Origin of the sequence: Teichococcus coralli, from assembly GCF_009829925.1 — a bacterium.
GTDB lineage: Bacteria > Pseudomonadota > Alphaproteobacteria > Acetobacterales > Acetobacteraceae > Pseudoroseomonas > Pseudoroseomonas coralli.
The window spans coordinates 38,532-61,793 of the sequence record NZ_SNVJ01000006.1 but is presented as its reverse complement, the minus strand read 5'-3'; the positions used below and the strand labels follow the sequence as shown (position 1 = coordinate 61,793).

Annotated in this window: 22 protein-coding genes and 1 tRNA gene; 14 read left to right on the top strand and 9 right to left on the bottom strand. The window is 71.2% G+C overall.

Annotation, left to right across the window (positions count from 1 at the left end; genetic code table 11):
• The first annotated feature begins 2 nt into the window (after window positions 1–2).
• Window positions 3–566 carry an HNH endonuclease gene (locus tag E0493_RS08930; RefSeq protein WP_160936734.1) on the top strand — a complete coding sequence of 188 codons (564 nt, stop codon included), beginning with the start codon at window positions 3–5 and terminating at the stop codon, window positions 564–566.
• Between the two features lie 4 nt (window positions 567–570).
• Here E0493_RS08930 and E0493_RS08925 read toward each other — a convergent pair whose 3' ends face one another.
• From E0493_RS08925 to cysE, 3 genes are read right to left on the bottom strand one after another with little or no spacing between them, the layout of a single operon-like run.
• Window positions 571–1,251, bottom strand: coding sequence for a hypothetical protein (locus tag E0493_RS08925; RefSeq protein WP_160936592.1), 681 nt, complete (start codon window positions 1,249–1,251; stop codon window positions 571–573).
• A 53-nt stretch (window positions 1,252–1,304) separates the two neighbouring features.
• Window positions 1,305–1,763 (bottom strand): disulfide bond formation protein B, encoded by a 459-nt coding sequence (locus E0493_RS08920; RefSeq protein ID WP_160936591.1) that lies wholly within the window; start codon window positions 1,761–1,763, stop codon window positions 1,305–1,307.
• 5 nt (window positions 1,764–1,768) lie between these two features.
• Window positions 1,769–2,605, bottom strand: coding sequence for a serine O-acetyltransferase (cysE, locus tag E0493_RS08915; RefSeq protein WP_160936590.1), 837 nt, complete (start codon window positions 2,603–2,605; stop codon window positions 1,769–1,771).
• A 153-nt stretch (window positions 2,606–2,758) separates the two neighbouring features.
• Between cysE and E0493_RS08910 the strand changes: the two genes are divergently transcribed.
• Window positions 2,759–3,382 carry a glutathione S-transferase family protein gene (locus tag E0493_RS08910; RefSeq protein WP_160936589.1) on the top strand — a complete coding sequence of 208 codons (624 nt, stop codon included), beginning with the start codon at window positions 2,759–2,761 and terminating at the stop codon, window positions 3,380–3,382.
• Window positions 3,383–3,453: 71 nt separating this feature from the next.
• Window positions 3,454–3,534: transfer RNA gene (locus E0493_RS08905), tRNA-Leu, on the top strand.
• Between the two features lie 7 nt (window positions 3,535–3,541).
• Here E0493_RS08905 and E0493_RS08900 read toward each other — a convergent pair.
• The 6 genes from E0493_RS08900 to E0493_RS08875 all read right to left on the bottom strand — a co-directional run bounded on the left by E0493_RS08900 (window position 3,542) and on the right by E0493_RS08875 (window position 9,874).
• Window positions 3,542–5,053 carry a peptidoglycan -binding protein gene (locus E0493_RS08900; protein WP_160936588.1) on the bottom strand — a complete coding sequence of 504 codons (1,512 nt, stop codon included), beginning with the start codon at window positions 5,051–5,053 and terminating at the stop codon, window positions 3,542–3,544.
• A 15-nt stretch (window positions 5,054–5,068) separates the two neighbouring features.
• Window positions 5,069–6,226, bottom strand: coding sequence for a MotA/TolQ/ExbB proton channel family protein (locus tag E0493_RS08895; RefSeq protein ID WP_160936587.1), 1,158 nt, complete (start codon window positions 6,224–6,226; stop codon window positions 5,069–5,071).
• The gene (locus tag E0493_RS08890) at window positions 6,223–6,795 is read right to left on the bottom strand and encodes a hypothetical protein (RefSeq protein ID WP_160936586.1); all 573 of its coding nucleotides are present in this window, start codon (window positions 6,793–6,795) and stop codon (window positions 6,223–6,225) included. Before E0493_RS08890 ends, E0493_RS08895 begins: the two co-directional genes overlap by 4 nt.
• Before the next feature lie 65 nt (window positions 6,796–6,860).
• The gene (locus E0493_RS08885) at window positions 6,861–7,706 is read right to left on the bottom strand and encodes an inositol monophosphatase family protein (protein WP_160936585.1); all 846 of its coding nucleotides are present in this window, start codon (window positions 7,704–7,706) and stop codon (window positions 6,861–6,863) included.
• 170 nt (window positions 7,707–7,876) lie between these two features.
• Complete coding sequence (efp, locus tag E0493_RS08880) at window positions 7,877–8,443, bottom strand: elongation factor P (protein ID WP_160936584.1); 567 nt, start codon at window positions 8,441–8,443, stop codon at window positions 7,877–7,879.
• 156 nt (window positions 8,444–8,599) lie between these two features.
• On the bottom strand, window positions 8,600–9,874 hold the full coding sequence (locus E0493_RS08875) for a DUF445 domain-containing protein (protein ID WP_160936583.1): 1,275 nt from the start codon (window positions 9,872–9,874) through the stop codon (window positions 8,600–8,602).
• Between the two features lie 130 nt (window positions 9,875–10,004).
• Here E0493_RS08875 and E0493_RS08870 point away from each other — a divergent pair, with 130 nt between their 5' ends.
• The 11 genes from E0493_RS08870 to E0493_RS08820 all read left to right on the top strand — a co-directional run bounded on the left by E0493_RS08870 (window position 10,005) and on the right by E0493_RS08820 (window position 23,094).
• On the top strand, window positions 10,005–10,142 hold the full coding sequence (locus E0493_RS08870) for a hypothetical protein (protein WP_160936582.1): 138 nt from the start codon (window positions 10,005–10,007) through the stop codon (window positions 10,140–10,142).
• Window positions 10,139–10,879 carry a metal ABC transporter ATP-binding protein gene (locus E0493_RS08865; protein WP_160936581.1) on the top strand — a complete coding sequence of 247 codons (741 nt, stop codon included), beginning with the start codon at window positions 10,139–10,141 and terminating at the stop codon, window positions 10,877–10,879. Before E0493_RS08870 ends, E0493_RS08865 begins: the two co-directional genes overlap by 4 nt.
• Before the next feature lies 1 nt (window position 10,880).
• Window positions 10,881–11,759 (top strand): metal ABC transporter permease, encoded by an 879-nt coding sequence (locus E0493_RS08860; RefSeq protein ID WP_160936580.1) that lies wholly within the window; start codon window positions 10,881–10,883, stop codon window positions 11,757–11,759.
• A 408-nt stretch (window positions 11,760–12,167) separates the two neighbouring features.
• Entirely contained in the window at window positions 12,168–12,536 is a 369-nt protein-coding gene (locus E0493_RS08855; RefSeq protein ID WP_367614477.1) for a RidA family protein, read from the top strand.
• A 334-nt stretch (window positions 12,537–12,870) separates the two neighbouring features.
• Window positions 12,871–14,190 carry a dicarboxylate/amino acid:cation symporter gene (locus tag E0493_RS08850; protein ID WP_160936578.1) on the top strand — a complete coding sequence of 440 codons (1,320 nt, stop codon included), beginning with the start codon at window positions 12,871–12,873 and terminating at the stop codon, window positions 14,188–14,190.
• 245 nt (window positions 14,191–14,435) lie between these two features.
• Entirely contained in the window at window positions 14,436–15,419 is a 984-nt protein-coding gene (locus E0493_RS08845) for an NAD-dependent epimerase/dehydratase family protein (protein ID WP_160936577.1), read from the top strand.
• Window positions 15,420–15,449: 30 nt separating this feature from the next.
• A complete protein-coding gene (locus E0493_RS08840; RefSeq protein ID WP_160936576.1) occupies window positions 15,450–16,586 on the top strand; it encodes a DegT/DnrJ/EryC1/StrS family aminotransferase in 1,137 nt (378 codons plus the stop codon).
• Between the two features lie 95 nt (window positions 16,587–16,681).
• Window positions 16,682–18,322 carry an NAD(P)/FAD-dependent oxidoreductase gene (locus E0493_RS08835; RefSeq protein WP_160936575.1) on the top strand — a complete coding sequence of 547 codons (1,641 nt, stop codon included), beginning with the start codon at window positions 16,682–16,684 and terminating at the stop codon, window positions 18,320–18,322.
• 177 nt (window positions 18,323–18,499) lie between these two features.
• The gene (locus tag E0493_RS08830; protein ID WP_160936574.1) at window positions 18,500–20,074 is read left to right on the top strand and encodes a hypothetical protein; all 1,575 of its coding nucleotides are present in this window, start codon (window positions 18,500–18,502) and stop codon (window positions 20,072–20,074) included.
• A 67-nt stretch (window positions 20,075–20,141) separates the two neighbouring features.
• Window positions 20,142–22,046 carry an ABC transporter ATP-binding protein gene (locus E0493_RS08825; protein WP_235913667.1) on the top strand — a complete coding sequence of 635 codons (1,905 nt, stop codon included), beginning with the start codon at window positions 20,142–20,144 and terminating at the stop codon, window positions 22,044–22,046.
• 49 nt (window positions 22,047–22,095) lie between these two features.
• Window positions 22,096–23,094 (top strand): acetamidase/formamidase family protein, encoded by a 999-nt coding sequence (locus tag E0493_RS08820; protein ID WP_160936573.1) that lies wholly within the window; start codon window positions 22,096–22,098, stop codon window positions 23,092–23,094.
• Window positions 23,095–23,262 lie beyond the last annotated feature (168 nt).

Here is a 23,262-nt window from a genome sequence, read left to right as displayed (position 1 = left end):
GGATGTCTTCGGGCGGTCAAAGTGGCTTCCCGGCCTTGGTGCTGAACGCGGATTTCCGCCCGCTATCGTATTTCCCGCTGTCCCTCTGGTCCTGGCAGGACGCGGTGAAGGCGGTTTATCTCGACCGCGTTTCGGTGCTGTCGGAATACGACATCACGGTGCATTCGCCGCGCCACGCCATCCGGCTGCCGAGCGTCATCGCGTTGAAGGAGTACATCCCGGCGGCGCGCCGGCCCGCCTTCACGCGGTTCAACGTCTTCCTGCGCGACAGCTTCACCTGCGTCTATTGCGGTGCCGAGCACCCGACGCATGAGCTGACCTTCGACCATGTCATCCCGCGCAGCCGGGGTGGCCGGACGAGCTGGGAGAACGTCGTCACCGCCTGCGGCCCCTGCAACCTCCGCAAGGGCTCCCGCCTGCCGCGGGAGATCCGCATGTTTCCGCGCCATGTTCCGCGGCAGCCGACAAGCTGGGAACTGCAGGAGAACGGCAGGATGTTTCCGCCGAACTACCTGCACGAGAGCTGGCGCGACTACCTGTACTGGGATACCGAACTGGAGAGCTGAGGCGTCAGGTCCGGCGCAGCGGGCCGCTGGCCGGCGGCAGCGTGGCGGGATGTGGCGCGCCCGGCGCGGCGGTGCCGGACGAAACGTCTGCCTCAGGCGGGGCGACACCTTTCAGGAGATCCACCACCCGGTCGGCAAAGCCCGAGAGATAGCGGCGCCCCAGCTCCATATCCTCCGCCTTGTGCCGCCCGATGGCCTGCACGCCAACAAGCGTGCCCGCCACGCCCGAGGCGCAGACGACGTTTCGCACGACATGTGCCGGTGGATTGTCGATGCGGAACTCCGCGCAGCCGATGTTCGGCACCGTCGCGCCTTTGGTGGTCACCGCATAGTCCAGTCCGCGCTCCAGCCGCAGCCCTGGCCGGGAGCCCGCGCCGGCGGCTGTTGCCAAGGCCATGGTCGCCACCTGCTTCTCCACCTGTGGCGAGGCGGCGCCATCCGGCAGCGGCATCGTCCGGGGCCGCAGCAGGTAGACGGTGGCGGTGCTGCCGGTCGCTTCCGACCGATAGGTGATCGCCAGGTCGCCCGGAGCATCGCCGACCGGCCGCACCTCCGACCGATGGAAGCCCAGAATGGTCTCCGGCAGCCGTTCGGCCAGGTCCCGCTGCGGAAAGGTCTGCGCCCCGGTGGTCGCGCAGCCGGCCAGCAGGCAGCAGGCGGTAAGGACCTTGAAGAAAGGCGGCATGGCTCGTCCCGGTTGATCAGGGAGCGAAGAATGCCACGATCCTGGCGAAGGCGTCAGCCGCGCCGGCGCGCCTCGCGCAAGGCCAGGCCACCGAGGGCGAGCGCATAGATCAGGTTCATCCCGGCCATCGAGAGAGGCAGGGCGGGAATGAGATAGGTCGGCTCGTCACACGGCTTGGAAGGGGCTGCCGCCATGCCGGCCAGCATGTCCTCCACGCTGCGGGCGCTGCCGGCGGTGGGGGCGGTGCAGCCCGGGAAGGGGGAGGGCCACCAATGCGCCTCCACCCCCACATGCACCACCGCGAAGGCGCCCGAGCCAAGAATGGCGAGACCGGCCAGCGTCAGCAGCAGGCGGCGCGGCAGCCAGAACGCCAGCAAGGCAAGGACGGCACCGATCCAATAGGGCCAGCGCTGCCAGAGGCAGAGTTCACAGGGGTTCAGCCCGCCCCACCGCTCCGAGGCCATGGCGAAAAGCGGCGCGGCGGCGGCCAGCGCCGCGATCAGCAGCGGCATACGTCCTACTGCTCGGCCGAGGCGTCGCGCAGCATCTGGTCCATGGTGCGGGCGGGTTCGGCGCAGCCGGCCTGGCCGATGACGCGCGCCGGCACCCCGGCGACCGTGGTGCAGGGCGGCACCGGCTTCAGCACCACCGAGCCCGCGGCGACGCGGGCGCAATGCCCCACTTCGATGTTGCCGAGCACCTTGGCGCCGGCCCCGAGCATCACGCCGTGCCGGATCTTGGGATGGCGGTCGCCGCATTCCTTGCCGGTGCCGCCCAGCGTCACGCCCTGCAGCAGCGAGACGTCATCCTCGATCTCGGCCGTCTCGCCCACCACCAGCCCGGTGGCGTGGTCGAGGAAGATGCCGCGCCCCATCCGCACCGCCGGGTGGATGTCCGTCTGGAAGACCGAGGAGGAGCGGGACTGCAGCCAGAGCGCCATGTCCCGGCGGCCCTCCTGCCAGAGCCGGTGCGCCAGGCGGTGCACGGTGAGGGCGTGGAAGCCCTTGTAGTAGAGCACCGGCTCCAGCGCGCGGCTGGTGGCGGGGTCGCGGTCCACCACCGCCATGATGTCGCAGCGCACCGCCTCGCGCAGGGCCGGGTCGTCCTCCAGGGCGCGCTCCAGCGTCCGGCGCAGCAGTGCCTCCGGCAGGTCGGCATGGGCGAGCCTGGCGGCGACACGGCCGGACAGGGCCGATTCCAGGCCTTCGTGCTGCAGCACCGCCGAATGCAGGAAGCCCGCCAGTTCCGGCTCGCGCAGGGCCGCCTCGTCCGCCTCGCGGCGGATGCGCGACCAGACGGGGTCCAGCAGGCCGGCGGCCTCGCGCGGGGAGGTTTGCGGCGCGGGATGGGTCATGCGGACTCCTTGGCGGCGGCGGCCGCGCAGGGCTGGATATCTGCGGAAGCTGGCGCTGCGCCCTGGCCGGGTCAAGCGCCGCCACGGCTGGACCGGCTGGCGCTCCGCGCATAGCGTGCCCGCACGAGGACCAACGTGGGAAAGGGATCGGCCATGCCGGTGATCTGGGGACGGGCGAACAGCAGCAACGTGATGAAGGTGCTCTGGTTCTGCGCCGAGGCGGGGCTGGAGCATGAGCGCCGCGACGCCGGCGGCGCCTTCGGCGTGACGAACGAGCCCGCCTACAAGGCGCGCAACCCGATGTCCCTGGTGCCCACGCTGGAGGAGCCGGACGGCTGGAGCCTGTGGGAAAGCAACACCATCCTACGCTATCTCGCCAGCACCACGCCCGGCGGCGCCGCGCTGCTGCCGCAGCAGCCGCGCGCCCGCGCCCAGGTGGAGCGCTGGATGGACTGGCAGCTCGCCCATCTCACGCCGCCGATGACCACGATCTTCTTCACCTATGTGCGGATTCCCGAGGCGGAGCGGGACTGGCCCGCCACCCAGGCGGCGCTCACCCAGGCCGGCAAGCTCTGGCGCATCCTCGACCGCCAGCTTGAGGGCAAGGAATACGTCGAGGGCGCCTTCTCGGTGGCCGACATCGTTTTCGGGCCGCACATCCACCGATGGTTCGCGCTGCCGGTCGAGCGGCCGGAACTGCCCAACCTGCGCGGCTGGTACGACCGCCTGCTGGCGCGGCCGCACTTCGCCCGCCTCATCGCGGGGCCGATGACCTGAGGGGAAGTGAGGGAGGCCGCGCGCTGCCCCCGTGACGGCGCGTCGCGCTTGCGCTAGACCCGTTCCGCCGCGCGAGAGTGGCGGAACGGTAGACGCAGACGACTCAAAATCGTCCGACCTCGGTCATGGGGGTTCGAATCCCCCCTCTCGCAATCCTTTTCAACGATCGGTCAGGCGCAGCTCGATGCGCCGGTTGCGCGCGAGGGCCTCGGGCGAATCGCCCGCGTCGATCGGCTGGTTGTCGCCAAAGGCCGCCGCCGCGACATGGTTGGCCGGCAGCCCCTGGGTGATCAGGAACTGCGCCACCGCGATGGCGCGCGCCGCGGAAAGCTCCCAGTTGGAGGCGTAGCGGCCGCCCGGCCGCACCGGGCTGCGGTCGGCATGGCCGTCCACGCGCAGGATCCAGGGCAGGTCGGCCGGGAACTTCTTGCTGACCTCCTTCAGCACCTCGGCCAGCTCGCGGAGCTGCTGCTGGCCGGCGGCGGAAAGGTCGGCGCTGCCCACCGGGAACAGCACCTCGCCCTGGAAGACGAAGCGGTCGCCCACGATGCGGACCTCCTGCCGCTCGCCCAGCACGTCGCGCAGCCGGCCGAAGAAGTCGCTGCGGTAGCGCTGCAGCTCCTCCACCCGGGCGGCCAGCGCGGTGTTCAGCCGCTGCCCGAGATCGGCGATCTGGACGTCCTTGTCCCGTGTCGCCTTCACCTGCACGTCCAGCAGGCCGGCCATGCGCGCCAGCTCGGCCCGCAGCTCGGTGAGCTGCCGGTTCAGCAGCGCCACCTGGGCCTGCGCGCTCTCGGCGAGGCGGACCTGCTCGCCCGCTTTGGCCTCGGCCTGCTGGCGGCGCTCGGCCTCGCCCCTGGTCTGCTGTTCCTGCGCCTCGGCGCGGGCCATGACATCCGCCACGCGCTTCTCCAGCTCGTCGCGCAGCGCCGTCAGGGCACGGATCTGCTCGGCCAGGCGGTTCAGCTGCTGCTGACGCTGGTCGGCCGTCTGCTGCGCCGCCTGCAGTTGCTGCTGGGTCTGCGCCAGGGCCTGCGCATTCCGGTCGCGGCTGGATTCGGCCGCGGCGGCACGGTCCTGCAGCGCCTGGATCTGGGTCCGCGCCGCCTGCAGGTTCTGCCGCTCGTCGGCCAGGGTGCGGCGCGTCTCGGTCAGGTTCTGCAGGGTCTGGGCGGTGTCGCCGCCGATGCTCTCGGCACGGGACTGGGCGGCGGCCAGCCGCTCCTCCAGGCTGGCGATGCGGCCGGCCGAGCCGCTGGCGGTCAGCTCCAGGTCGGCCAGCCGGGCGGCCAGGCGGTCCCGCTCGGTTTTCAGCGAGTCGCGTTCGGCGCCCTGGCGGTCGCGCTCCTCGCGGAGGGACGTCACCTGCGCCAGGGCGGCTTCGCGGGCGCCGGTGGCGATGCGGAGCTCGTCCGAAAGGCGGGACAGGTTGGCGCGCAGCTCCTGCCCCTGGCCGCGCTCCAGCGCCAGCATGTCCGACAGCTCGGCCACCTGCTGGTTCAGCCGGTCCAGCGCCTTGTCGCGCGAGGTCAGGGTGACCGACAGGAAGCCCTGCGCCAGCACGAAGACCAGCAGCACGAAGATGATGACCATGAGCAGCGTGGACAGCGCGTCCACGTAGCCCGGCCAGGCATTGGGCGCCTCGCGCGCGCCGCGGCGGCTCAGGGGCATGGCGTCAGTCTCCCGTCAGCGGGGGCTCTCGTCGGCCAGGGCCGCGATGGTGCGGGCGAGGATCTTGATCTCGCCGCGGATCTCGGCGGTGGCCTGGGCGCGGCCATGCGCGAGGTCCTCAACCAGCCGCGCCATGTAGACTTCGAGGTTGCGCAGGTGGATGCGCGATGCCTCGTCCAGCGCGCCATGCGTCTGCACGTGCTGCTGCGCCTCGGCCAGCCGGCTGAGGGTCGGCATCAGGCCGGACTGCGCGTCGGCGAAGCGCTGCATCAGCATCTGCTGGGCGCGCATCTGGTCGGTCATCAGGGAGAGGCGGTCGGTCAGCGTGTTCAGCGCCAGGGCGCTGGCGGCGCGGCCTTCCTCGCCGCGTGCCAGGATGCTCTGCAGGTTCTCCAGGTTCTCCGCCGTCTGTTCCAGCAGCGCGTGGACATAGGCGGGAACGGAGCCGCCGGCCTCGGCCGTGTCGCCCAGCACGCCGGAGGAAAGGCGGGTGACGCCCGCGAGCCATTCCTCCAGCTCATAGTAGAAGCGGTTCTGCGCCTGGCCCGCCGTCAGGTCGAGGAAGCCCAGCACCAGCGCGCCGGAAAGGCCGAGCAGCGACGAGGAGAACGCCACGCCCATGCCGCCCAGCGGCTGCGCCAGCCCGGACTTGAGCTGGTTGAAGAGCTGGTTCAGGTCGCCGGAGCCCACCGACATGGTGTTGATGACGTCGGCCACCGAGCCGATGGTCAGGATCAGGCCCCAGAAGGTGCCGAGCAGGCCGAGGAAGATCGAGAGCCCCGTCATGTAGCGCGACAGCTCGCGGCTCTCGTCCAGGCGCGAGGCGATGCCGTCCAGCAGGCTGCGCATGGCGGAGGCGGAGAGGGTGATGCGGTCGCCGCGCCGGGTGGCGAGCATCGAGGCCATCGGCGCCAGCAGGCGCGGCGGCGTGCGGGCGGCGCCGCCGGAGCGCGCGTTGCGGAAGCCCTCCACCCAGTCCACCTCCGGCCGCAGCCCCAGCACCTGGCGGATGTTCCAGGCGATGCCCAGCAGCAGAACGGCGAAGATGACGCTGTTCAGCACCGGGTTGGCGGCGAAGGCACGGGTCAGCGCGCCCGAGAGCACCACGGCAAGGGCGAGGACCGCGGCAAGGAAGACCAACATCCGCAGCAGGTACTGGTTGGGGCGGGTCATGGGCGGCTCAGGTTCTCGCTGGCGGGAGTGTCGCTGCGGGCGGGGGGCGGCAGCAGCTCGATGGCGTCGCGTGCCTCGGCGGTGCGGCCCAGGGGACGGATGTCGATGCGGGTGCCGTCCAGCCCGGCCTGTTCCAGCACATGCCGGATCGCGAGGGCGTGCGCCAGCGAATCCCGGCGGGCGAGCGAGACGTCGTTCTCGGGATTGGCCACCTGGGCGACCAGCGTCACCCGGCCCGTGGTGCGGCTGGAGAGCCAATGGGCGATCTCTGCCAGCGTGGAATGCGGCGCACCGTCCAGCGTGCCGCGCGCCAGCGAACCCGTCAGCCGCCAGCCGCCGCCCGGCATGGCCTCGATGCCGCGCGGCAGGTTGAAGCCGGGCTGCGGCATCGCGGGCGCGGGACGCGGCGGGCGCGTCAGGTCCGGGGCGCGGGGTGCGGCGGCCGCGGGATCGGAAGGTAGCCGCCCGTCCGGCAGCTGCGCGTGAGCGGTCGCGGCCAGCGCCAGCAGCGCCAGCAGTGGAACGGACCGCCGCAGCGGCGGTAGAAATGGTAAGTTGAAGGCGCGCATCGTTGCGCACCCTAGCCCACATCCGCGAGAGGGGAAACGGGCGCCGGGTTGGCGCCCGCGGCAGGTCAGCCTTCGCCGCGCGCCTTGCCGACCGCGGCGATGCCCTCGTTCACCACCTCCCGCAGCTTGGGCTGCATGAAGGGGTTGCCGGCGATGACGTTGCCGCTGGCGAAGGAGTCGCCACCCTCGGCATCGGTCACGTAGCCGCCGGCCTCCTTCAGGATGACCAGCCCGGCGGCGATGTCCCAGGGCTTCAGGCCCAGCTCCCAGTAGCCGTCATAGCGGCCGGCGGCGGTCCAGGCGAGGTCGAGCGAGGCGGAGCCCATGCGGCGGATGCCGGCGACCTGCGGCATCAGCCTGGCCAGAATGGTGGAGAACTCGGCCTTGCGCGGCACCTTGGCGAAGGGAATGCCGGTGGCGAGCACGGCGCTGAGCATGTCCCGCCGGCCCGAGACGCGCAGGCGGCGGTCGTTCAGGAAGGCGCCCATGCCCTTCTCGGCCCAGAACAGCTCGTCGGCGGCGGGGTTGTAGATCACGCCCGCGACGATCTCGCTGCTGTTCTCGCCGGTGCGCTTCTCGATGCCGATCGAGACCGACCAGTGCGGGATGCCGTGCAGGAAGTTGGTGGTGCCGTCCAGCGGGTCCACCACCCAGCGCCACTCCCAGTCCTCCTTGCCGGTCTGGCCCTCCTCCTCGCCGAGAAAGGCGAAGTTCGGGCGAGCGCGGCCGAGTTCGGCGCGCAGCGTCTCCTCGGCGCGCAGGTCGGCCTGGGAAACGAAGTCGCCCGGGCCCTTGGTGCTCACCTGCAGCTGCTCGACCTCGCCGAAGTCGCGCAGCAGGCGGCGGCCGACCTTCTGCGCGGCGGCCACGACGACGTTCAGGGCGGGGGAGAGGCGTGCGGATGCGGCCACGATGGGGGAACTCCGGATAACGGATGCGCTGCTCGGCGGGCGGGGGCGCGCCCTGCCGCCTGGTTCCGCCGGGATGCCGCGGCTTCCCGGAACTCCCGCCGCCGGGCAGCGTAGGTCCGGCGGCGGGAAACGGAGTCCGGGACGCCGGACGGCGCCCCGCGGATCGGGCCTCAGCCCTTGGAGCGCTCGACGTAGGAGCCGTCGTCGGTCTTCACCACGATCCTCTCGCCGGCGGTGATGAAGGGCGGCACCAGGGTCTTCACGCCGTTGGAGAGCACGGCGGGCTTGTAGGAGGAGGAGGCGGTCTGCCCCTTCACCACCGGATCGGCCTCGGCCACCTCCAGCGTCACGTTGGGCGGCAGGTCCATCGCCACCGGCTCGCCCTCGATCAGCTTCACCGAGACGGTCATGTTCTCGGTGAGGAAGGGCAGGCGCTCGCCGAGGATGGCAGCCGGGACGATGGTCTGCTCAAAGGTCTCGGGGTCCATCAGAACCAGGTTGTCGCCGTCGGCGTAGGAGTAGGTGAACTCCTTGTCCTCGGTCATCAGCCGCTCGACGGTGTCGGCGGTGCGCCAACGATCGTCCTTCTTGGTGCCGGTCTTGATGTCGCGCATCTCGACCTGGATGAAGGCGCCGCCCTTGCCCGGAGTGATGATCTGGATCTTCAGCACCGTCCAGCGCCGGCCTTCGTACTCGATGACCTGACCGGGGCGCATCTGGTTGGCCTGCTGCTTCATGGGCGGGGCACCTGTCTCTCGGGGGAGGCTTAAAGGAACGAAGATAGGCCGCGCCCGCCACGGGGGCGGAAGGCGGCTCGGCGGCGCGGTTTAGCGTGGGGCGGAGGGCGGAGCAATGGCAAGGGCCGCCCCGCGGCCGGCGGCGGGGCGGCCGGCTCAGTAGGCCACGCGGCCGAACACCGCCTGCATCAGGGCGAACAGCGCCCCGCCGGCCAGGAAGCCGACCAGCGTGCCGTTCACCCGCACGAACTGCAGGTCGCGCCCCACCCGCAGTTCGATCTTGTCCACCACCGTCGCGGTATCCCAGCGCGCCACGACGCCGGCGATGAAGTCGGCGATGCGCGCCTGGGCGGAGGGCAGCGCGCCCCGCAGCATTCCTTCCAGCCAGCGGTTCAGCCGCTCGCGCGCCGCCTCATCCTCGGCCAGCAGCCGGCCAAGGTTGGTGAACAGGCCGGAGAGCAGCGCCGCGCTGCGGCCTTCGGGGGAGGCGGCGTCGGCCGCCACGCCGGCCTTCAGGCGGCTCCAGACGTCGCCCAGCCAGGCCGCCACGGTGGGGTGCGACAAGGCCTTGCGCAGTGCCGCTCCGACCGCCTCCGCGCGTGCCGGGTCGGTTTCCAGGCGCTCGATCTCGGTCAGCAGCCAGGCCTCGAAGGCGGCGCGCAGGTCGCTGTCCCCCGGCTCGACCTTCTCCAGCTCCTGGTTGATGGCGGTGAGGATGCGCCGCGCCACCGCGCCGCCGGCCAGCCAGCCGACCAGCGCGCCGCCCTCGGCCCGCACGCGGGCCTGGATCGCCTGCCGCAGGTCCTCCTCCTTGGCGGCCAGCAACACCTTGATCTGCTCCAGCGCCAGCCCGAACACCGCCTGGTGCTGGCCGCCCGCCATCATGGCGCGCAGCATCCGCGCCAGCAGGCGCGCCGCGGCGGGGCCGGAAACCATGCGCGGCAGCAGGCGCGCCAGCAGGCGGCGGGCGCGGCCGTCCTCCAGGGCATCGAGCACGCGCGGCAGGTTGGCGGCCATTGCCTCGGCCAAGGGGCGCGTGTTGGCGGGATCGCTCAGCACGCGGCGCAGGATGCCCGCGAGATCCACGCGTGCCAGCAGGCGCTGCACCTCCGCCTCGGTCAAGACGTGGTTGCCGACGAAGCGGCCCAGCCCGCGCCCGAGGCGTTCCTTCTGGCGTGGAATGATGGCGGTATGCGGGATGGGCAGGCCGAGCGGCCGGCGGAACAGCGCCGTGACCGCGAACCAGTCGGCCAGGCCGCCGACCAGCCCGGCCTTGGCGGAAGCCTGCAGCAGGTCGCTCCAGTAGCCCGGCGGCAGCTGATACGCGCCGAGCATCACGGCGGACATCAGCACCAGCAGGGCGGTGGCGAAGCGACGATAGCGGGTGAGGTTGCGGCGGAGTTCGGCCTCGGGGTCGGGAAGGGGGGGCATACCGTGCATCGCCCGTGAAGGTAGTGCGGCGGACGGCCGGGCGGGAGCCGTGGGGGATGACAATCCGCGGCTTGTTCGGGAACGGGCCGCAACCTGCCGTCCGCCGGCGCGCTTGTGCACGACGAGGGAAATGTTATTCTATAACATCATGACGCCCCGCCTCAATGACCCGCTGGCGCTGCACGCCGGCACCCCGGCCCGGCTGGCGCTGGCCGCGCTGCTGCTGGCGCTGCTCTGGACCGCCGTGCTCTGGGCGCGCGCCGCATGAGCCGCGGCGAGGGCATCGTGCTCACCGACCTGACGCTGACGCATGGGCGGCGTCCGGCGGTGCATCACATCTCCGGCCGCTTCGCGCCAGGGAGCCTGACCGCCATCGTGGGCCCGAACGGCGCGGGCAAGTCCACCCTGCTGCGCGCCATCGCGGGCCTCCACCCGGCTGTTGAGGGCAAGCTCGCCGCGCCGCGCCGGGACATCGCGCTGCTGCCGCAGGCGGCGGCGCTGGACCGCGCCTTCCCGGTCTCCTGCCTGGATGTGGTGCTGTTCGGCCATTGGCACCGCGCCGGCGCCTTCCGTGCGCTGCGCGCGGCCGAGCAGCGGGCGGCCCGCGACGCGCTGGCGGCGGTCGGGCTGGAAGGCTTCGAGGGGCGGCCGGTCGGCGGCCTTTCGAGCGGCCAGTTCCAGCGCGTGCTTTTCGCCCGGCTGCTGGTGCAGGATGCGCCGGTGATCCTGCTGGACGAGCCCTTCAACGCCGTGGACGCCCGCACCGCCGCCGACCTGCTGGCGCTGGTGCACCGCTGGCACGGCGAGGGCCGCACCATCCTGGCGGTGCTGCACGACCTGGAGCTGGTGCGGCACGACTTTCCCGAGACGCTGCTGCTGGCGCGCGAACCGATTGCCTGGGGGCCGACGGGGGAGGTGCTGACCGCCGCCAACCGCATGAAGGCCCGCATGATGGCCGAGGCCTGGGATGCGGAAGCCGAAGCCTGCGAGCGCAGCGCCGCCTGAGATGCTGCACCTGCTTCAGGACGCCCTTTGGGCGCCTTTCGCCGAGTTCGGCTTCATGCGCCGGGCGCTGGTGGGTTGCCTCGCGCTTTCGCTGGCCGCGCCGCCGCTCGGCGTCTTCCTGATGTTGCGGCGGATGAGCCTGACCGCCGACGTGCTCGCGCACGGCATCCTGCCCGGCATCGCGATCGGCTTCCTCGTGGCGGGGCTTTCCGTCACCGCCATGTCGGTGGGCGGCCTGGTGGCCGGGCTGATCGTGGGAGTGGGTGCGGGCGCCATCTCGCGCGCGACAGGCGGGCGGGAAGATGCGGCGCTGGCCGCGCTCTACCTCGTCGCGCTGGCGCTTGGCGTCACCCTGATCTCGACGCGGGCCGGATCGGTCGAGCTGTCGCACCTGCTGTTCGGCAGCGTGCTGGGGGTGGACGACCCGGCGCTGTTCCTGATGGCGGGCGTGGCCAGCCTGACGCTGCTGGCGCTGGCCTTCGCCTGGCGGCCGCTGGTGCTGGAATGCTTCGATCCCGGCTTCGCCGCCGCCGTGCGCGCGCATGGCGGCTGGTGGCACATGCTGTTCCTGGTGCTGGTGGTGCTGAACGTGCTGGCGGCCTTCCAGGCGCTCGGCACGCTGATGGCCGTGGGGCTGATGATGCTGCCGGCGGTCGCCGCGCGCTACTGGGGGCGCAGCGTGGGGGGAATGGCCTATGCCGCCGCCGGCATCGCCGTTTTCGCCAGCGTGGCGGGCCTGCTCGTCTCCTATCACTTCGACCTGCCCAGTGGTCCCGCCATCGTCCTGGTCGCCGGCGCGGCCTGGGTCCTCTCGGTGCTCGCGGGGCCGGTGGACGGGCTGCTGGGCCGCCTGTTGCGCCGCCCGCATTTCAGCGGCTGACCGGCGCCACGGCTCCGTTCGCCGGCGCGCTCCGGGCGCCCGGCCGCCTTCCGCCGCCGCCAACGGGCTTCACCCGTCTCGCCGGCGGGGCGTGCAACTCGCCTCAGCCGAGGAGCAGGGACCTCGATCTCCCCACCGCCGAGGCGGCCGGCAGATAGGCGGCCAGCGCGATCGCCCCCGTCATTCGCCACCAGCGCCAGCCTGAACAAACCGACCACACCGGCAATCGGCGAGGTGGCGGAGGGCGCCAGCTTCGGGCGCGGCCGGCGCCGCATGGCTCCCTGGAAGGCACGGGCGATCAGGTCGCGGCTGAGGCGAGACCTTGGCGCTCCCTCGCCGGATTGCGCCCCTCGCTCCGACCAGGCGGGCATGGCAGTGTTTTCTCCCCCATCTCATGAAGGAACGCCCGTGACCGAGCCATCCTCCCGCATCCGCCGCCTGGCGGAGGAGCAACGCCTCTGTGGCGCCACCGTCGCCGGCGGCTTCATCTTCCTGGCCGGCCAGGTGGCGGACGACGCCACGCTCGACGCCGAGGGACAGACCTCCGACATCCTGGCGCAGATCGACGCGCTGCTGGCCGATGCCGGCACGGACAAGCGCGCGCTGCTGCAGGTGCAGATCGTGCTGGCGGACATCGCCGATGCCGCCGCGATGAACCGTGCCTGGGACCGCTGGCTGGATCGCGCCCACAAGCCCGCGCGCATGACCATCCAGGGCAAGTTGGTGGACCCGCAATGGAGGGTCGAGATCACCGGGATCGCCCTGGCGCCGGGGTAAGCGCGCTGCCTTTCCTGCGCCTTCTGATCTGATGGCGATTTTTTAAGGTGTTCGTAACCTTCGACTAAGTCCTGTATAAGACACGCCTTTTTCACTTTCCTCCGGCGTCCGGCAAGGGGCGCGCCAAGCCGCGTGATGCACTCCACGATGTTGCGCCCGCACCGGACGCGCTAGGAGCGCGCACGCGCTGCGGCCGCCCCTCGGCCTGTGCCGCAGCGCTTGTTGAAACGCCCTCGTCCGGAAAAGAACCGTCCATGCCTGCATCGGAGCGCGCTGCGCGCCGGGCGCGCGTGGCCGGAGCCGTGCGGGAGCGCGCCTCTTGAGGAAGTGGTCGATGTTGAGACGCTGGCTTGGCCTGCTCTATGTGCAGGTGCTGATCGCGATTGTGCTGGGCGTGCTGGTGGGCGCGTTCTTCCCGTCCACCGGCGCGGCGCTGAAGCCGCTGGGCGACGCCTTCGTCAAGCTGATCAAGCTGATCATCGCCCCGGTGGTGTTCTGCACCGTGGTGCACGGGATCGCCAGCGTGCGGGATGCCAGCAAGGTCGGCCGCGTCGGTCTGAAGGCGATCCTGTATTTCGAGGTGGTCTCCACCTTCGCCCTGGCGCTCGGCCTGATCGTCGCCAAGGTCTTCCACACTGGCGCCGGCTTCGACATCGACCCGACGCAGCTCGACGCCAAGGCGGTGCAGGGCTTCACCCAGAAGGCGCAGGGCGACAGCGTCGTCGCGCATCTGATGGGCATCATCCCCGACAGCTTCTTCAGCCCCTTCGTCAATGGCGACCTGCTGCAGGTGCTGCTGATCGCCGTGCTGACCGGCTTCGCCATCAACGCCCTGCCCGAGAAGGCGCGGGAGACGACCGCCCATGTGGTGGACCGGATGGCCGCCGTCTTCTTCGGCGTGGTGCGCATCGTGGTGCAGGCGGCGCCCGTCGGCGCCTTCGGCGCCATGGCCTTCACCATTGGCGCCTATGGCATCGGCTCGCTGCTGCGCCTGGGCGAGCTGGTGGCCACCTTCTACCTGACCGCCGTGCTCTTCGTGGTGGTGGTGCTGGGCATCATCGCCCGGTTCTGCGGCTTCTCCATCCTGCGCTTTCTCAACTACATCCGCGAGGAGCTGCTGATCGTGCTCGGCACGTCGAGCAGCGAAAGCGTGCTGCCGCAGCTGATGCGCAAGCTGGAGCGGCTGGGCTGCTCGCCCAACGTGGTCGGGCTGACCGTGCCGCTGGGCTACAGCTTCAACCTGGACGGCACCAACATCTACATGACCCTGGCGACGATGTTCCTGGCCTATGCCACGAACACGCACCTGACGCTGGGGCAGGAGCTGACCATCCTGCTGGTGGCGATGCTGACCTCGAAAGGCGCCTCGGGCGTCACCGGCGCCGGCTTCATCACCCTGGCGGCGACGCTTTCCGTGATTCCGGACATTCCGATCCAGGCGCTGGCGGTGCTGATCGGCATCGACAAGTTCATGAGCGAGTGCCGCGCCCTGACCAACCTCTGCGGCAACGGCGTCGCCTGTGTCGCCATCAGCCGCTGGGAGGGTGAGCTGGATGCCCAGCGCCTGCGCGCCGAGCTGGCGGCGGGTCCGAGCAGCCACCTGCTGGAGGATGCGGTCCCCGCGACCGGCGGGGCAACGCGCGCCGCCGAGTGAGCGGCCGGTTCGCCACGGGGCCGGAATGATCTTCAGAACGTGATGAGCTGCCACCGCAATCTACCTCAACAGGATAGCTTGCGGTAGGCGGCTCCGCGCGCTGCCATGGCCAAGCCGAAAGTTGCCCCGCTTCCGCCGTAATGGCCGGGCAGGCTTCGGCCTCTTGCCCTGGGAAGCCCTGCCATGCGCGCCATTCCTGGTCTCGAACCGGCCTCTGGCCGCCGCCTCGCCGCGGAGGGCAGGCCATGAGCGTGGCCGGACCTGCCTGGAAGGGTCGCCGGGTGCTGGTCACCGGCGGCGCGGGCTTCATCGGCAGCGGCCTTTGCCATGCGCTGGCCGCCGCGGGCGCCGAGGTGGTGGCGCTGGACGCCATGCTGCCCGAGGCCGGCGCCAACCCCTTCAACCTGCAGGACAGCGGCGTCCGGCTGGTGGAGGCCGACCTGCGCGAGGCGGACCTCGCGCCTTACGCCGAAGGCCTGGACGCGGTTTTCAACCTCGCCGCCCAGACCAGCCATGCCGGCAGCATGGCCGACCCCTTCACCGATCTCGCCATCAACGCCGACGCCCAGCTCCGGCTGATCGCCGCGCTGCGGGCCGGCTCGCCCCGGGCGGTGGTGGTGCATGCCTCGACACGGCAGTTCTACGGCCGCCCGCACTACCTGCCGGTGGACGAGAAGCACCCCATCGCCCCGCCCGACGCCAACGGGGTCTCCAAGCTGGCCGGCGAGCAGTACTGGCTGATGGAGGGGCGGGTGCATGGCCGCCCCGTCGTCTCGCTGCGCCTGACCAACTGCTACGGCCCCCGCCTGAGGGTGAAGGACGCGCGGCAGACCTTCCTCGGCATCTGGTTCCGCCGCCTGCTGGAGGGCGAACCCTTCGAAGTCTGGGGCGGCGAGCAGCTGCGCGACCTCGCCTATCTGGACGACGTGGTGGCGGCCTTCCTGCGCGCGGCGGAGACCCCCGCCTGCGCCGGCCGGGCCTTCAACATCGGCGGTGCCCCGCCCGTCTCGCTGCGCGAGCTGGCCGAGCTGGCGATCGCCGCCAATGGGGCTGGACACTACGTGGTGAAGGAATTCCCCGCCGACCGCGCCCCGATCGACATCGGCAGCTTTCACGCCGACGATTCGACCTTCCGCGCCGCCACCGGCTGGGCGCCGGCGGTGTCGCTGCCGGAGGGGCTGCGCCGCAGCCTCGACTGGTTCCGGCCCCGCCTCAACCAATATCTCTGAACGCCTCACGCTCCCGAAGGAGAAGGGCAGATGGACTTGCCCGTGATTACCGTCCCGCAGGCCGATCCCGGCGCTGCCTACCGCGCCCAGCAGCCGGCCATCGATGCCGCCATCGCCCGTGTGCTGCAGTCGGGCTGGTACATCCTCGGCAGCGAGGGCGCCGCCTTCGAGCAGGAATTCGCCGAGTGGCTCGGCCTTTCCCGCGCGGTCGGCTGCGCCAACGGCACGGATGCGCTGGTGCTCGCCCTGCGTGGCCTCGGCATCGGCGCGGGCGCGACGGTGGTGACCGTGTCGCACACCGCCGTGGCCACGGTGGCGGCGATCGAGATGGCCGGCGCGACGCCGCTGCTGCTCGACATCGACCCCGACACCTACACCATGGACGCCGACGAGCTGCGGGCGGTGCTGAACGATCCGCCGCCCGGCCTGCCGCCGATCCGCGCCGTGATCCCGGTGCACATCTATGGCCAGGCCTGCGACATGGCGCCGCTGCTGGAGGCGTGCCGCGCCGCCGGTGTCGCCGTCATCGAGGACTGCGCCCAGGCGCATGGCGCGACGCTCGACGGCCGGATGCTCGGCACGCTGGGGGATGTCGCCGCCTTCAGCCTCTATCCCACCAAGAACCTCGCCGCGCTGGGCGATGCCGGCATTGTCGCCACCGGGAATGCCGAGCTGGCCGATCGCATGGCGGCCATCCGCCAGTATGGCTGGAAGCGGCGCTACCTCTCCGACATGGTGGGCGTCAACAGCCGGCTCGACGAGCTCCAGGCCGCGGTGCTGCGGGTGCGGCTGCCGCTGCTGGCCGCCGCCAATGCGCGCCGCCAGGCGATCGCCGCCGCCTATGACGCGGCGCTGGCGGGCGGCCCCCTGGCACCTCCGGTCCGGCGGCCCGGCGCGGAGCATGTCTTCCACCAGTATGTGGTCCGCAGCCGCGAGCGGGAGGAGGTGATGGCCCGCCTGCGCTCCCAGGGCGTCGCCACCGCCATCCATTACCCGATGCCGGTCCACCTCCAGGAAGCCTACCAGGGGCGCATCGCCCTCGGCCCCGCCGCCTGCGCCGAGACAGAGGCGGCCAGCCGCGAGGTGCTGAGCTTGCCGATCCATCCCGAGCTGACCGATGCCCAGGTGGAGACGGTCTGCGCCGCCCTGCGCCTGACGGCGGGCTGAGTCGCAAGCCGGGGGGAGGGGAAATCCTTCCCCCCGCCGGGGTGCGGGCGCTATAGGCCGGCGCATCGCTCACCCCGGTGGATAACAACCTCCCGATGCTGCGACTGACCGAACTGAGACTGCCGCTCGACCATTCCGAGCCGGCCCTGCGCGCGGCGGCCGTCGCGCGCCTCGGCATCGCCGATGCCGACCTCCTGGACCTGCAGATCTTCCGCCGCGGCTACGACGCGCGGAGGAAGAACGCCATCCAGCTCGTCTATACCCTGGACCTCGCGCTGCGGAACGAGGCGACGGTGCTGCGCCGCCACCAGGGCGACCGCCATGTCGGAGCGGCGCCGGATACCACCTACCGTCCTGTCGGCCACGCTCCCGCCGGCTTCGCCCGCCGCCCGCTGGTGATCGGCGCCGGGCCCTGCGGCCTGCTGGCCACGCTGCTGCTGGCGCAGATGGGCTTCCGCCCGATCATCCTGGAGCGCGGCAAGGTGGTGCGCGAGCGCACCAAGGACACCTGGGGCTTCTGGCGCCGCAGCGAGCTGCACCCGGAATCCAACGTGCAGTTCGGCGAGGGCGGTGCCGGCACCTTCTCCGACGGCAAGCTCTACAGCCAGATCAGCGACCCCGAGCACCATGGCCGCAAGGTGCTGGAGGAGTTCGTGAAGGCCGGGGCGCCGGAGGAGATCCTCTATGTCTCCAAGCCGCATATCGGCACCTTCCGCCTGGTGACCATGGTCGAGCACATGCGGCGGACCATCGAGTCGCTGGGCGGCGAGTACCGCTTCGGGAGCCGCGTGACCGATCTGCTGATCGACACCGCGCCAGATGGCGCGCGTCAGGTCCGCGGCGCCGCCCTGGCCGACGGCACCGTGCTGGAATCCGATCATGTCGTGCTGGCGGTCGGCCACAGCGCGCGCGACACCTTCGAGATGCTGGAGCGGCGTGGCGTCTATGTGGAGGCCAAGCCCTTCTCCATCGGCGTGCGCATCGAGCACCCGCAGCGGATGGTGAACGAGTGCCGCTTCGGGCCCGCCGCCGGCAACAAGCTGCTGGGCGCCGCCGACTACCGGCTGGTGCACCACTGCCGCAACGGGCGCACGGTCTACAGCTTCTGCATGTGCCCGGGCGGCCGGGTGGTGGCCGCGGCCTCCGAGCCGGGCCGCCTGGTCACCAACGGCATGAGCCAGTACCAGCGCGACGAGCGCAACGCGAACTCGGCCATTGTTGTCGGCATCACGCCGGAGCAGGACTTCCCCGGCGGCCCGCTGGCCGGCATCGCGCTGCAGCGGCAACTGGAGGAGGCGGCCTTCCGCGCCGGCGGCGGCAACTACCACGCACCGGCGCAGACGGTGGGCGACTTCCTGGCCGGGCGGCCCTCCACCGCCCTGGGCGAGGTGATGCCCTCCTACATGCCGGGCGTGACGCCCGCCGCGCTGGAGGACTTCCTGCCGGACGAGGCGGTGGCCGCCATCCGCGAGGCGCTGCCCGCCTTCGACCGGCAACTCCGCGGCTTCGCCCGCGGCGACGGGGTCATGACGGGGGTGGAGACGCGAACCTCCTCTCCCGTTCGGGTGAAGCGCGGCGAGGACCGGCAGAGCCTGAACACCCGCGGCCTCTTCCCGGCCGGGGAGGGGGCGGGCTATGCGGGCGGCATCCTCTCGGCGGCGGTGGATGGCATCAAGACGGCCGAGGCGGTGGCACGCAGCCTGCTCGGCGCGTCGGTTCCGGCCCGCGCCGCCTGAACCGCAGTCAAGACGCCCCGGCACCGGGGCGTCTTGTGCAGAAATTTGTGGATCGGCACCATTTTCTCATCATTTTCCGCAGTTTTCGCCAATGGCTGCCCTAATCTCACCCGAATGCAAGGCGAGGCTTCGGCGTTTCCGGGGCTCTGATGCCTTGAAGTCTGGGGGGAGCATCGCGTGACCTACAGCTTTCCGGGGGCGCCGCGCGGAATCGCGCCGCGGCAGGCCCGGCTGGGTGCCGAGCATCGCAGCACCCTTGTTTGCGTCGGCCTGGTCGCGCTGGCCGTGGGCGTCGTTCTCTTCGCGCTGCTGCGCGCGCCGATGAAGGATGACCTGGCCTGGCTGCTCTGGGTGGCGCGGCAATGGCTGCGCGGGGAGGAGCTCTACGTCGACATCGTCGAGGTCAACCCGCCGCTGATCGTCTGGATCAACGCCATCCCGGTCATGCTGGCGGACCTGCTCGGGCTGACCGCCAAGCAGGTGGCGCTGCCGCTCTTCGCCGGAGCGGCGCTGACCTCGGCCTGGAGCACGGCGCGGCTGCTGCAGGGCACTGGCCCCGTTTTCGCGCGGCCGGGCCCCGTCTTCGCCGCCATCGCCTGCGTGCTGCTCATCACTCCGGGCGTGGAGTTCGGCCAGCGGGAGCACCTGCTGGTGATCGCCGTGCTGCCGCATCTCGCGGCACTGATCCGGATGATGGAGGGCTTGCCGGTCTCGCGCGGCATGCTGCTCGGCAGCGGGCTGCTGGCCGGGATCGGCTGTGCGCTGAAGCCGCGCTACCTGCTCTGCGTCGTGATGGTGGAGGTGGCGGCGTGGCTACACCGGGGCTTCCGCCTGCGGCTGGCGCCCTTCATGGCCTTCCTGGCGGCAGGGCTCTACGCCCTCGCCATCGTGCTGTTCTACCCGGCCTTTGTGGAACGCGCGGTGCCGCTGGCGCTGACCCTCTACGGCGGGACGGACTCGGCGCTTGGCTCGCTGGTGCTGGAATCCTGGCGGCTCCTGCTTGGCCTGGGCGCCTGCGTGCTGCTGACCTGGCGGACGCCGCGCGGCAGCGCCGCCTCCGGTGTGATGCTGGTGCTGACGGCCTTCGCCGCCGCCGCCACCGTGGCGATGTTCCTGGACGGCAAGAACTGGTTCTACCACCGCATCCCTGCATTGATCGCGGTGACTTTCGCGCTGCTCTTCTGGTGCGCCGACGCGGTGCTGCAGCGCCGCCAGCCGATCCGCTGGCGCGGCGCGCTGATGGGCGTGGCGCTGCTGCCGCTCGCCATCTTTGCCGCCAATGTGTCGGGCCGCTTCTATGAGCGGCTGGTGCTGGCGGTGGAGCCCGACCTCACAACCGAGGTGCGGCTGGAGAAGCTGATCAAGAAGGAGAAGGTACGCTCCTATGTCGCCTTCTCCGAGTGGATCGGCCTGGGCTTCCCGGTGGTGAACAACACCGATGTCACCTGGGCCTCGCGCTTCGACTCGATGTGGGCGCTGCGCGGTGAGTTGTGGCGCGCGCACCGGGACGGCACCGCCCCGGAGGAATGGCCGATCGGCCGCTGGGTGGTGCAGGACTTCATGGAAGGCTGCCCGGACCTCGTGGTGGTGGACCGCCGGGGCGAGGCGATGAACTACCCGGCCGTTCTGTCGCAGGCGAATCCCGGCTTCGCCGCCGTCTGGGCTCGCTACCAGCAGATCGCGGTGGTGGATGGGCTGCAGGTCTATCGCCGCCAGGGCGAGGGCTGCGGCGCGCCCGCCGGCCTGCAATAGGCGCCGGCTGGGCAAGGGGCCGGCGGAGGGGGCGGGCGCGCCTCGCCGCATCGTCACGCGGCCGCGCTTGACAGGGTCCGCCGGCGGGTCATGGCTCGCCGGCATGGTGGGCAAGTTCTTCGAGCGGATCATCGACCCCGTGGCGGCGCCGGGCATGCCGGCCAGCCGGCTGCTGGGCAGCGCGGTGCCGGAGGCGCCGCCGCCGCGCGGCCTCGTGCAATTCTACTGGTACTTCATCCGGCAGGCACGGGCGCTGTTCCTGATGCTCTTCGCCGCCGGGCTGGCCGTCGCGCTGCTGGACGCCTCGATCCCGGTCTTCATCGGCCGCATCGTCGCCATGCTGTCCTCCGGCGCGCCGCAGACGGTGCTGGCGGAGAACTGGCCTATCCTGCTCGGCATGGCGGTGGTGCTGCTGGTTGGGCGGCCGCTGGCCATCCTGTCGCAGAACCTGATCGGCCAGCAGGCCATCAACGCCGCCGTCACCAGCATGATACGCTGGCAAAGCCACTGGCACGTGGTGCGGCAGGGCTGGGCCTTCTTCCAGGAGGATTTCGCCGGCCGCATCGCGACCCGCGTCATGCAGGCCGGGCCGGCGCTGCGCGAGAGCGTGGTGCAGTCGGTCAACGCCGTCTGGTACATCCTGGTCTACGGCACCGGGGCGGTCGCCTACCTGGCCTCGGCCGACCTCTGGCTGGCGGCGCCCATCCTGGTCTGGTTCGCCGGCTACTGCACGCTGCTGCGCCTCATCGTGCCGCGCCTGCGGGCGCGGGCGCGCGCCGCCTCCGAGCAGCGCAGCCTGCTCACGGGCCGCATCGTGGACAGCTACACCAACATCCTGACGCTGAAGCTCTTCTCCCGCGCGGAGGATGAGGACGCTTTTGTCCGCGAGGGAGTGATGGGCCTGACCGAGGCCTTCCAGCGGCAGATGCGGATGATCACGCTGAACGGCCTGCTGCTCTCCTCGCTCAACGCGCTGATGATCTTCTCCATGGCGGCCATCTCCCTGGCGCTGTGGAGCCGCGGGCGCATCGAGGTCGGCATCGTCGCCACGGCACTGCCGATGGCCTGGCAGCTCAACAGCATCTCCGGCTGGGTGGCCTTCAACGTGGCGTCCATCTTCGAGAATGTCGGCGTGGTGCAGGAGGCGACCGGCAGCATCGCGGTGCCGCCCACCGCGCCCGATCCGGCGGGCGCGCGGCCGCTGGCGGTGACCCGCGGCGCCATCCGCTTCGAGCATGTGCGCTTCGCCTATGCCGGCGGCGGGCGCGGCGTGCTGGATGATTTCGACCTGGAGATCGCGCCCGGCGAGCGGGTGGGGCTGGTCGGCCAGTCCGGCGCCGGCAAGACCACCGCGATGAACCTGCTGCTGCGCTTCTTCAGCCCGCAGTCCGGCCGCATCCTGATCGACGGGCAGGACATCGCGGGCGTGACGCAGGAGAGCCTGCGCGCCGCCATTGGCGTGGTCACGCAGGACACGGCGCTGCTGCACCGTTCGGTGCGCGACAACATCCGCTACGGCCGGCCACGCGCCAGCGAGGCGGAGGTGGAAGCCGCCGCGCGGCAGGCCGAGGCGTATGATTTCATTCGCGAACTGCACGACTGGCGCGGCCGCACCGGGTACGACGCGCAGGTGGGCGAGCGCGGTGTCAAGCTCTCGGGCGGGCAGCGCCAGCGCATCGCCATCGCGCGCGTGCTGCTGAAGGATGCGCCCATCCTGGTGCTGGACGAGGCGACCAGCGCGTTGGATTCCGAGGTGGAGGCCGCCATCCAGGAACAACTGAGTGGCCTGATGGCGGGCAAGACGGTGATCGCCATCGCGCACCGCCTTTCCACGCTCGCCAGCATGGACCGGCTGGTGGTGCTGGAGCATGGGCGCATCGTGGAGCAGGGCAGCCATGCCGAGCTGCTGGCGCGCGAGGGCACCTATGCCCGGCTCTGGCAGCGGCAGTCCGGCGGGTTCGTGGGAGGTTGACCCCACGGCGCTGACTCCGGATTGTCGCGCGGCAGAAGGAGCGCGAGTCATGGCCACCACCCACCATCTCTCCGCCACACCGCAGACGGTGCGGTTCGGCGCGTTCGATGCCGGCTTTCCGCCGGCGCTGACCGTCGCCTCGGGCGACACGGTGGTGATGCAGTGCGTCTCCGGCCCTGCCGAGGTGATGCCGCCACCGGAAAGCGGGCTTGCCGTGCCGCCGGCGCTGCGGGACATCCATGCGGCCGTGGCGGCGGGCGCGCTGCCGCGTCTCGGGCCACACCTGCTGACCGGCCCGGTGGCCGTCGCGGGGGCGGAGCCGGGCGACTGCCTGCGGGTGGACGTGGAGAAGATCGAGCTGGGGGCGGACTGGGGCTACAACCACTTCCGCCCGCTGGTCGGCACGCTGCCGGAGGATTTCCCCTATCGGCGGCTGATCCACATCCCCGTGGACCGCGCCGCGCGAACCTGCCGGCTGCCCTTCGGCCCCAGGCGGGACGGCGCGGCGCAGCCGGTCACCCTGCCGCTCTCGCCCTTCTTCGGCGTGATGGGCGTGGCCCCGCCGGAAGCCTGGGGCGCCATTTCCACCAAGGAGCCGCGGGCGCATGGCGGCAATCTGGACAACAAGGAACTTGTCGAGGGCACGACGCTCTACCTGCCCGTGCACCAGGCCGGAGCGCTGTTCAGCGCCGGTGACGGGCATGGCGTGCAGGGCGATGGCGAGGTCTGCGTCACGGCGCTGGAAATGTGCCTGACCGGGCATTTCCGCCTGACATTGGAAAAGGGTGGCGGCGTCGCGCAGCCCGCCCTGCGCTTTCCGCGCGCCGAGACGCCCACGCATTTCATCAGCATGGGCATCCATGAGGACCTCGACCTCGCCATGAAGCAGGCGCTGCGCGAGATGATCGCCTTCATCGTCGCCCGGGCGCAGCTCTCCGCCGCCGAGGCCTACCAGTTCTGCTCGCTCGCGGTGGATTTCCGGGTGACGCAAACCGTGAACGGCGAGAAGGGCGTGCACGGAATGCTGCGAAAGGGCCTGCTGTTCTGAAACCCTTTGTGGCGGACTGGGGAAAACACGAAAGACACACTCCGCCCTGCGTGTGTTGGCCCGTCGCGAATTAACTTGCGCGTGGGGTTTTCCACACCTTTTTGGAGTCGCCCGCTCCGCCGCATCTTGTGCCAGGACCCCGCGCTTCACTACCGTATATGGTGGTGG